Below are 10824 nucleotides of genomic sequence, written 5' to 3'. Positions count from 1 at the left end.
AACACGATGAGGCAAATCCGGCGCGCCGGGGTTTTCCGCGGAAAAGCTATTGGCAAATTTCTGAATGACGCCCAACATGGCGCCGCCAACACGCAGCGTATCAAATTTGAAACCGGTGAGCTTGAGATCAATCGTGGTTTGCTGCGCATTCGCTTGCACGAGTTTCGCATCCGGTTCGGCGGCCCGGGATAACGCGGCAATTAACAACAAAAGGAGAACGCGTACGACGTGTGTTTTCATAACCGATCGGAGTTAAGAATTATAGATATTGGCTTCGACAAGCTCAGCCACCGCAGGCTTCGACAAGCTCAGCCACCGCAGGCTTCGACAAGCTCAGCCACCGTAGGCATCAATACACTCAGGCAGCGCAGGTGTTATTGAGGGCGCAGATGGCATTGGCTTAGGAACGCCATTTAAATAACTTACTCATTTGGGGAACCGCTAATAAACGCGAATATTCGCTAATTTTAAAATTCTCGTTTATTGGCGTGCATTCGCGGTTTGAGATTTGGGCATGTTATTTAATCGACAATCCTTATTAAGCGCTTTCTTCGGCATTGTGTCGCTGCCTTATGGCAAAAATCATTGCTATAATAATGAAGCTATAACCCGCAATCAATGGCCAGCGAACCGGTTGCACTTTTAGGAATTCGTAAAGAATCCCGCCAAGGCTGATGGCAATATACAAAAAGCGCAATAAAATTTTCCCGGTTAACCTGTTTCGCCAATAGTCGAGCATGCAAGCACTTGAAATCGTAGTAAATAAACAAATTCCTATCTTGAATTGTTCCCGGGGCAATATAACCAATTCAAAGGAACTTCAGCAAGGGAAAGTTCCGGCGCCCCAAAGTCGGACACACGGCTTTCTGGATGCCATAAAGTGAGTTTTTTGGCTTCAAAGTCAGGCGACTGAGGTCGATGTCTGAGCTTGATCGCGGGCAAATCTTTGAGTTTAGCCGCTGCTCGATATATTCCGACCAGCGATGCCCTTGCTTCATGCGGCTGCAAAGAAATTTGGGTTACTGAGAAAAGATCAATCGTCTACCTTTTCAAACTCTACCTTCACTGAAGATCTAAATAATCTGCTTGTGATTCTTTTTCTTCAGTTTCTTTAAACCGCTCATCAACGCGAATGGCCGCTAATGCTTTTTATTTCGCGATGATTCGCGTCTATTCGCGGTTGGAGATTAAGAAAGTTATTTAATCGTCGATCCGTCTTCATTTTTGAAACCGCGAATGAACACGAATCTTCGCCAATTTTAAAATACGTGTTTATTCGTCCCTATTCGCGTTGAGACTTATTATAGAGAGAATCTCCAAAAACATCCGCTATGGTGTAAATATGATCCCTCGCAGTAATCTGGCAGCACAGATGCGCTTAGCTCCCCCATAACCGAGGCAAAAATCTTTGCGCACAAGTTATCCACATTTGCTAACCCCAGAGAAGCGGTCAAAAACGAGTCAATTACTGTCTGTGGAAAAAATTTTTAATCGAAATCGAGGCTGAAATACTTTAGATTGTGTGTCGCGGCATTAATACCACTACACCTAGATGACCTTTGAATTCGAGTCAATAAGATTTTATTTTTAAAATACTAAGATGGTTAAAATCCGGTTAACATTTTAAAGAATTGAGACGAACCGTACGTCTTCGGGCAGACTTTTGGACGATACTGCGAATATTAACTTTATGCAACAATAAACTGTATCATTTTGGCGCAATAGATCCGAGAAAGTTATCCACATTCTGCCAACATTAGGCAAAAATCTACAATAGCTGCCGGTTCATGACTTTTTTTGAGGGCATTGTCGGTGAGCATAACCGCGAGACAAATTTGCGTTTGAGAAAAAGTTTGCCTTATTGCGAATAGTTGTCTAATTTTGCCGCGCCTTTGCTGGCGTCAAGTTCAACCCAAAAGACTTGATCTCCATCGACAATATTCTGCGGCAAAACGATGCCCGTCAACAGCAAAAACTTGAGTTGGCGCCTCTCTCAAATTATTGATTGTTCAGCAAAGCATTTTCTGCAATCCGCAATCATCAATCCGAAATCAATCAATGAATCTCCAGCAAGTCATCGAGCAACTGCGCAGTGACCCTGATTTTGTGCAAAACGTCACGCACTGGCGCACGCTACCGGCGCGGCCGGCGCAGTGGGTGGATCTGCCGGACTCGTTGCATCCCGCGTTGGCGAAGGCGTTGCGCCAACATGGCATCACCCGGCTTTATACGCATCAAGCGGAAGCCATCACAAAAGTTGCGGAAGGCAAAAACGTGGTGGTGGTCACGCCCACGGCTTCGGGCAAAACGCTGTGCTACAATATTCCGGTGTTGCAGCGCGTGATTTCCGATCCGGATGCGCGCGCGCTTTACCTTTTTCCCACCAAAGCCCTGTCGCAGGATCAAGTCGTGGAGCTGCACGATGTCGTGCGGCTGCTGGGCGACCAAATCAATTTCGATATCAAAACCTACACGTTCGACGGCGACACGCCGGTGTCGGCGCGCCAGGCCATTCGTAGCTCGGGCCACATTGTGGTGACCAATCCCGACATGCTGCATCAGGGCATTCTGCCGCATCACACCAAGTGGATCAAGCTGTTCGAGAACTTGCGCTACGTCGTGATCGACGAGCTGCACAATTATCGCGGCGTGTTTGGCAGTCATCTTGCGAATTTGATGCGGCGGTTGCGGCGCATTGCGCAGTTTTACGGCGCGCAACCGCAATTCATTTGCTGTTCGGCGACTATTGCCAACCCGCAGGAGCTGGCCGAGCAAATCATCTCGCAGGAAACCGTGCTGGTGGACAACAACGGCGCGCCGCGCGGAGAAAAGCATTTCATTCTCTACAACCCGCCGGTGGTGAATCGCGAGCTGGGCATTCGCAAATCCTCGGTCAAAGAAGCGCGCAGCCTGGCCATGCGCTTCTTGTTGAACAAGATTCAAACCATCGTTTTCACACGCAGCCGTTTGCGCGTCGAGGTTTTGGTGACGTATCTCAAGCAAAGCATGGCGGCAAACCAACAATCGCCCAAGCTGATTCGCGGCTATCGCGGCGGTTATCTGCCCACGGAACGCCGCGCCATCGAAGCGGGTTTGCGCAGCGGCGAGGTGTTGGGCGTGGTGTCGACGAATGCGCTGGAATTGGGCATCGACATCGGGCAGCTCACCGCCTGTGTGATGGTGGGTTATCCCGGCAGCATTGCCAGTTCCTGGCAGCAGGCCGGGCGCGCGGGCCGGCGCTCGGATTCCGCGCTTGCGCTCATGATCGCCTCGAGCAGCCCGATCGATCAATACATGATCAATCATCCCGATTACTTTTTCGAACGCTCACCGGAAGCCGGCATCGTCGATCCCAACAATCTCGTCATTTTGATGAGTCACATCAAATGTGGGGCGTTCGAATTGCCGTTTCAAGACGGTGAGAAGTTCGGTTATGGCAACAGCGTGGTTGATGCCACGCAGGAGATTCTTGAATATCTCGAAGAGAACAAGGTGTTGCATCACAACGAAGGCCGCTGGCATTGGATGACGGATGCGTACCCGGCAGAAGCTGTGGGTTTGCGCACGGCGGCGCCCGAGAATGTCATTATCATCGACACGACGGACAACGAACGCGTGATCGGTGAAGTGAACCTGCTCGATGCGCCCGTGATGCTGCACGACGACGCCATTTACATTCACGAAGGCCGGCAATTTCATGTGGACAAACTCGATTGGGACCGGCGCAAGGCTTACGTGCGCCAGGTGGAAGTCGATTATTATACCGATGCGCATACGGACACGAGTATTCACGTGTTGGAAGTTTTTGAAGAACGAAGCCCCGGCGAGAAAGAGCTTCCTGAAAAACGCGCGCAGGAGTCAGGTGAGGCGGTAAAAATAGCGCATGGCGAAGTGAATGTGAATTGCCAGACGACAAAGTTCAAGAAACTCAAATTCGGTTCGCATGAGAATATTGGCTATGGCCCGGTGGAATTGCCGGAAATCAGCATGCACACCACGGCTTATTGGTGGGAATTGCCAGCAGACATGGCGCAGCGATTGAACATTCCGGAGTCGGCGCTGGGCGACGGCTTAAAAGCGGCCGCGCATGCCATGCACGGCGTGGCCGCAGTGTTCTTGATGTGCGACAGCAGTGACATTCGCGCGGTGCCCCAGGCGCGCGCCGTGCTGACACAACGGCCGACGATTTTTATTTATGACAATCACCCCGGCGGTGTCGGCTTCAGCAAGCGCTTGTTCGGCATGCACGCCGAATTGCTGGCTGCCGCGCGCGAATTGGTGAAAGCTTGCGGCTGTGAAGACGGCTGCCCGAGCTGCGTTGGCCCGATGCTGGAAATCGGCGAGAAGGGCAAGGCTGTGGCGTTGCAGTTGTTGGCGCTGGGTGAATGACGCAAACGCAACACGCGCTCATGACGGATCATGATCTCGTGCGCTATTATGCGCAGCGCGCCGGCGAGTATGAAAAAATTTATGCCAAGCCGGAACGGCAGCATGATTTGGCGATTGCCGCGCGCTGGTTGCAATCCGAGCTGGCGCAACGAAATGTTCTCGAAATTGGTTGCGGCACCGGCTATTGGACAAAATCTCTCAGCGCCACCGCGAAGGCCATTCTGGCAACGGATCGCAACCCGGAAGTTTTGGCGATCGCGCGGGCAAAGCAATATCCCAACTCAAATATAACATTCGCGCTCGCCGACATGCGCGCCTTGCCTGTGGCAAACAACTTTTGTGAGGCCATATTCGGCGGCTTTATTTGGTCACACCTTTCTCTGCAGCACCTTGACGATACGCTTGCGGGGTGGCATCGCTTGCTGGCAAACAGCGGCAAAATGGTGTTTATTGACAACGTTTATGTCGAAGGCAGCAGTTCCCCGCTCACCGGGCGCGACGAGTTTGGCAATACCTACCAAACCCGAACGTTGCAAGACGGCTCGCAACATCGCATTATCAAAAACTTTCCGTAGCGCGAATTCATTTATGAAAAACTGAGCAGTTGGTCAAAGGCAGTCAAGCTGCTGTGGTTGGAATATTTTTGGCTTCTGGCCTATGAAATCGCAAGAGTCTGATTCATGCAAATAATGAACACATTTCTCCAACGGATGAAATCTGCCAACGGATTTCGTCATAAGAATTTCTCCGTTGGCTGCTTTTATCCGTTGAAAATTTTATTCGGTGGCTCCGATTCGTCTGTATCTAATGAATTTTGACAATCAAAATCGGTGCAGGGCAATTGGTTTTTCAAAGTTGGAATAATCCTGCAGCGGCGGGACTGAAAGTTCAATGTCAAAACCATTTGGGGCAAAACGATTGAATGGTTTTGCCCATAATAGTCTTGTCTGAATTTTTTCCAAGCGCCGCCCGCAGAACTTCGGTTTTCAGCTTGTCTCAAATCTGGCATAGCTCATGTTCGTAAAATCAGCTTACAAAATATCTGTGATGGCGGTATCCGACTCAGGGCGTTAAAACCACTTTCGTGCAACCTTCCAGCTTCTCATCAAAGATCTTGTAGCCGGCAACACCCTGGTGCAGAGGCAAACGGTGAGAAATAATTGCCGTCAGATCATACTTCTTTTTTTGTACAATGGGAAGCAAGCGCTCGGCATAATGGCGCGCGGAGCAGCGGCCAACTCTGTACGTGAGATTCTTGTCGTAAGCTTCATTGGGCGTAAACGCAAATTGCGCCTCGTTGTGCACGCCCGCAACGGAGATAATGCCGCCCGGCCGCACCAACGCCAGCGCCAAGCGCATCGCAGATTCGTTGCCGACAATTTCCATAACAGCATCAGCGCCGCGGCCTTCTGTCGTTTCGTGCAAGATTTCGAGCGGATTTTCTTTTTGAAAATTGACGGGGGTCGCGCCGAAGCGTTGCGCCAATGCCAGCCGCTCGGGAACGGCGTCGATAGCGAAAATCTTCTCTGCGCCCAACTCACGCGCGCCGATAATGGCCATCAATCCCACCGGGCCGCAGCCAATCACCGCATATGTTCCTCCCGGCTGGAGACTCGCCATGTCCGCACAAAAATAGCCGGTGGAAAAAATATCACCCAACAACAAAGCCTCTTCAGGCAATACCTCCTCAGGTATTTTGACCAACGTCGCCTCGGCGAGGGGAACGCGCACGAACTCCGCCTGCCCGCCTTGCAAGCCCGCGCCGTTTTGCACCCAGCCAAAAAGTTGGCTCTGTGTGCAACGCGCTGTCAATCCGATGCGGCAATAAAAGCACTCGCCGCAGTTCGTCGTAAACGGCGCAAACACCAAATCGCCGCGCTTGAAATCTTTGACTTCTCTTCCCACGTCAATGATTTCACCCGCGAACTCATGTCCCATCACCGTGCCAGAGTCCAGGCCTTTTTCGCGTTCGTGATAAACATGCAAATCCGAGCCGCAAATGCCGGCGAGATATACTTTGATGATGACATCGGAGGGCGATATGAGGGCGGGATCAGGAACAGATTCGTAACGAATGTCTTGTTTGCCGTGAAAGGTGAGGGCGCGCAAACGGCTTCTCCTATTGTGCAATCATTGGAAACCTCTGAAACGAAAAACCACGGCCAAACCGTGGTTAAACAGTAATGTCTCATCAATCATTAATCCGGCAGCGGCAGATGCGGCCGTTCATCAAATGCGGGAAGCTCTGCGCCTTTTTCCTTCAGCAAGCGCAATGCTTCCGCAATCGCGCGTTCCAATTGCGGATCGTCCCCGCGCAAGTGCGCATTGGGATCGAAATCCACTTCGATATCCGGATCGACGCCGTAGTTTTCAACCTGCCATTTCACATCAGCAAACCAGAATGAGTATTGCGGCTGCGTGGTGCGGCCGCCATCGGCGAGATTGTAGCGCCGGTCGATGCCGATCACGCCGCCCCAGGTGCGCTTCCCGATGAGCGGCCCGATTTTCAGGAGTTTGAAGCTGTGGCAAAAAATGTCGCCATCAGAGCCGGCATGTTCGTTGGTGAGCGTCACGATCGGGCCGCGCATGGCGTGTTCAGGATAAGGATCAGGCGCGCCCCAACGTTTCACATCGTATCCCAGCGGCCGGCGGATGAGTTTCTCCAACAACAATTGTGAAACATTGCCGCCGCCGTTGTAGCGTACATCGACGATCAAGCCAAACTTGTTCGATTGCGCCAAATAATAGCGATGAAACTCAATCAAGCCCTGCGTGCCCATGTCGGGAATATGCAAATAGCCGATCTTGTTGCCGGTGGCTTCGGCCACGCGCGCGGCATTGCGCTCAACCCAGGCGCGATAGCGCAGCGGGTATTCCGAATACAGCGTTTTGACGATCACCTTGCGCGGCTTGCTTTCGGCTGCGGGCGATTGAATCGTCAAGGTCACTTCCTGTCCGGCTTGATTTGCGAGCAGGTGCCCGGGTGTGACGGTGGCGCTCAAGGTGACGCCCCCAATTTCCAGCAACGTATCGCCTTCGGATATGTTGGCGCCCGGCGCGCAGAGCGGCGAGAAGTTATCCTTGAGCCAGACATCGCCGCGAAAGATTTTTTTGATGATATAGCGATTCTGCGCGGCGTCAAACACCAGATCCGCGCCGAGGCGGCCAATGGAGTAATAGGGCGGGTGGCGATAATCGCCGCCGCTTTCATAGGCATGCGAGGTGCCAAGCTCGCCTTGCATTTCCCAAATCAAATCAGAAAACTCGGCGCGTGTGGCAATGCGATCGATCAAAGGATAATAGCGATCATACACTTTGTGCCAGTCCACGCCCGACATGTTTTCATTCCAAAAAAACTCGCGTTGCAGACGCCAGGCTTCGCGAAACATTTGCCGCCATTCCGAGCGCGGATCCACCGAAAGCTTGACCCGGCTGAGATCGAGCCAGCCGTTCTTGCGGCCGGGCGAAGCGTCGCTGTTTTCCGCCGGCTTTTCGCCCGCTTTCAACACTCGAATGCGGCGGCCGCTGCGATAGCTCAAGGTTTTGCCGCCGTTCGCAACCTGCATGGATTGCACGTCGCTGGCAATCACTTCGAGCTTGTGCGTGGTGAAATCATAGACCCAGAGCGTGCCTTTTTCATCGTCGTCATCGAGCGCAGAAGAATCGCCGAGATCGGCGCGACCGCGAATCGGAAAGGAGGTGAATACAACTTTGTCCTTGATGCCCAGGACTTCGCCGTACAATCCCTCCTTCACCGGGAATTCCACCATGCGATAGCGTATGCCCTCCAGATCGAGGTGCAGCGACTCCGGCTTTTTTTCTTCGGCTTTGGCTTTATCCGCGTTTTCCGGCTCAGCAGCCTCGCCATTAACCTTGACGCCATTGCCATTGGCTTTCACGCCATTCGACGACAGCTTGGGGGCGCTTTCTTCGCCGGGCGCCGCCGGTGATGGAATGAACGGGCTGGCCAACTCCTTGCGCAAGGTGAGCAGGTAGGGCTTATACGCGCCGGGAAAGCTCACCACGAACTGCACCGAATCGTTGACGGGATTGAGCACGCGCGCGGAGAGAAAATAAAGATACCGGCCATCAGGATCGAAGCTCGGCCGGCAATCGCGCAGCACCGGCTGCGTCACCTGATGAATCGCGCCGGAGGTAATTTCACACAAAAAAATGGCGCGTTGGTTCTCATTGATCGGCTTGCAGTAAGCCAGCCAGCGGCCATCGGGGGCGTAAGTCACGTCACAGATTTCTGCGTAAGGATTGCTATCCAAACAGCGGCGGTTGCCGGTTTCCAAGTCGATCACCCAAAGATCGAGGCGGCTGGTGGTGAGTGCGACTTGCAGCGCGGCGGGCGAAGCCAGGAGAGTTTGAATTCTCCCCGGCGGCGAGGCAATAACGCGCTCGGCCTCGTGCAACGGCTCACTCGAGAACAGAACGAGCTTTTCTTCACCGTCATCTTGATCATTGATCGCCGCCAAACGCTGGCCGTCATGCAGCCAGCGCACCAAACGATGGCGCGCGCCCTCGCGCGGGCCGTATTGCAATGGAGAGTTTTCCCAATTGGGCATGGTAAAAAGCTTGCCGCGCGCTGACAAGGCAACCGAATGGCCTTTGGGATGGAGATGATAGGATTCCAGGTAACGTGAAGCCGTGGTGAATTTGCGCTGCGTTTGCACCATCGGGCTGCGCCACGCAATGGGAATCAGACGCGTTTGGCGCGCGGCGGTATCGAGAGCGTACAAATCCGCGCCCGCCTGATAGACGACGGTGCGGCCGTCGGTGGACGGATGGCGCACAAAAAAATCGCGATGATTGGTTTCCGCGCGCAAATCGCCGCCCGCTAAAGTGCAGGAGTAGAGATTGCCGACGCCGTCATGATCGGTGGTGAAATAGATGCGTCCATTGATCCACATGGGCGCATTGGGATTGCCGCGCGGCAGGGGCAATTTGACGAAATTGCCCGCGCCTTCATGGTCAATCCAGATCTCGCCGGCGGTGCCGCCGCGATAGCGTTTCCAGCGCGCGTTGTCATCATTATTGCGGCCCAGCGCCATGCCCGGGCCGTCCGGCTGCAGCGAAAGGTTGAGTGTCGGGCTGTTCAAGAAAAGTTGGGGATATTCGCCCGCGAGCGAAACGCGATAGACGAGAGGACGGTCGAGTGGAATCGTGGCCTGATGCGAACTGAGAAACAGCACCGCGCTGCTGTCTTTCGTCCATCCCACAATTTTGGAGACGTTGCCGAGGAATGTCAGGCGGCGCATTTCACCGCCGTCTGCGGGCATGAGATAAACATCGGGCTGGCCTTCTTCACGGCCACAGAATGCCAGCCATTCGCCGTTGGGAGACAGGCGCGGAAACCCCACCGCGCCAAGATTGTTCGTGAGTCGCCGCGCAATACCGCCGCTCAGGGGCACGCTCCACAAATCGTCTTCGCTGATAAAAACGACATTCTCGTCTTGCACAGTCGGATGGTGATAATAACCCTGGCGAGTTTCCGCCACTTGCGCCTCCTTGCGTTGCGCGGTTGAGGTGTGAATCGCAGCAGGTGAAGGTCAAACCGTGTTTAAACGCGGGAAAGAATCTAAAGAAAGAAGCGCAGCAAAGCAAGGCGGAAGTTGGGGAGAGAAATAAAAGAGGATTCTGCTCTTTCGACTATTCGAACATGCCGCCTCCCGAGCACTTTTTCCGACGGAGATATCCAGCTTCTAAATTACATAACCGATATTTGCGCAGCCCCTGGGCAGTGGCTTATTCAACGCCATTTCACAGTTATACCAATCGGTAAAAGCAGCCTCTCGAAATATCCTTTAGACGAATCTTGTGAAGTATCAAGCGCCGCGCCGAGTACTTCACAGATTACTGTGGAATGACAAATCACAATATTCGCCCAAATTAACGTAACACCGTATCAGCTATGTCGCGAATACTTCTATTTAACCCTTTCATAGACCAACTCGCCCTCCTTTGCATCGATGAGCAGCTTGTCACCCTGAGCCAGCTCGCCGCCGAGAATGCGAGTGGCCAGCTCGTTGATGATGTGCCGCTGCATCAGGCGTTTGAGCGGCCGCGCACCGAATACCGGATCGTAGCCCTGCTCGGCAAGCAGGTTCTTCGCCGCGTTCGTCAGCGTTGCCGCAATGCCTTGCCGTTCCAACACTTTTTCTATCAGGCGTTTGAATTGGATATCGACGATGTTGCGAATGTGCGCCTTGGACAGCGGATGGAACATGATGATTTCATCCACGCGATTGAGAAATTCCGGACGCAACCTGCGCCGCACCATTTCCAGCACTTCATCTTTGGTGTATTTGTAAATATTCTCCTGATTCTCGTCCGTGGCGTGCTCGAAGCGCTGCATGATCACGTCCGCGCCAATATTCGAGGTCATGATGATGATCGTGTTCTTGAAATTCACGATATGGCCTTTGCTGT

7 protein-coding genes are annotated in these 10824 nt (G+C 53.0%); 2 read left to right on the top strand and 5 right to left on the bottom strand.

From position 1 onward, the window contains the following. The coding region (locus FBQ85_19310; GenBank protein ID MDL1877285.1) for a hypothetical protein at window positions 1–240 on the bottom strand (240 nt) is incomplete at its 3' end. Window positions 241–538: 298 nt separating this feature from the next. Further along, window positions 539–739 (bottom strand): hypothetical protein, encoded by a 201-nt coding sequence (locus tag FBQ85_19305; GenBank protein MDL1877284.1) that lies wholly within the window; start codon window positions 737–739, stop codon window positions 539–541. 1319 nt (window positions 740–2058) lie between these two features. Here FBQ85_19305 and FBQ85_19300 point away from each other — a divergent pair. Beyond that, window positions 2059–4389, top strand: a complete 2331-nt coding sequence (locus FBQ85_19300; protein ID MDL1877283.1) for a DEAD/DEAH box helicase — start codon at window positions 2059–2061, stop codon at window positions 4387–4389. Then, window positions 4386–4964, top strand: coding sequence for a class I SAM-dependent methyltransferase (locus FBQ85_19295; protein ID MDL1877282.1), 579 nt, complete (start codon window positions 4386–4388; stop codon window positions 4962–4964). Before FBQ85_19300 ends, FBQ85_19295 begins: the two co-directional genes overlap by 4 nt. Window positions 4965–5451: 487 nt before the next feature. Here FBQ85_19295 and FBQ85_19290 read toward each other — a convergent pair whose 3' ends face one another. The 3 genes from FBQ85_19290 to FBQ85_19280 form a co-directional block, all read right to left on the bottom strand. Then, the gene (locus tag FBQ85_19290; protein ID MDL1877281.1) at window positions 5452–6519 is read right to left on the bottom strand and encodes a zinc-binding dehydrogenase; all 1068 of its coding nucleotides are present in this window, start codon (window positions 6517–6519) and stop codon (window positions 5452–5454) included. 68 nt (window positions 6520–6587) lie between these two features. Further along, window positions 6588–9893 (bottom strand): peptidase, encoded by a 3306-nt coding sequence (locus tag FBQ85_19285; GenBank protein ID MDL1877280.1) that lies wholly within the window; start codon window positions 9891–9893, stop codon window positions 6588–6590. Window positions 9894–10321: 428 nt separating this feature from the next. Then, window positions 10322–10824, bottom strand: a 503-nt coding sequence (locus FBQ85_19280; protein ID MDL1877279.1) for a hypothetical protein, incomplete at its 5' end; no start/stop codon positions are given.

This window comes from Cytophagia bacterium CHB2, assembly GCA_030263535.1.
Taxonomy (GTDB): Bacteria; Zhuqueibacterota; Zhuqueibacteria; order Zhuqueibacterales; family Zhuqueibacteraceae; genus Coneutiohabitans.
This window is presented reverse-complemented; position numbering and strand designations above follow the sequence as displayed.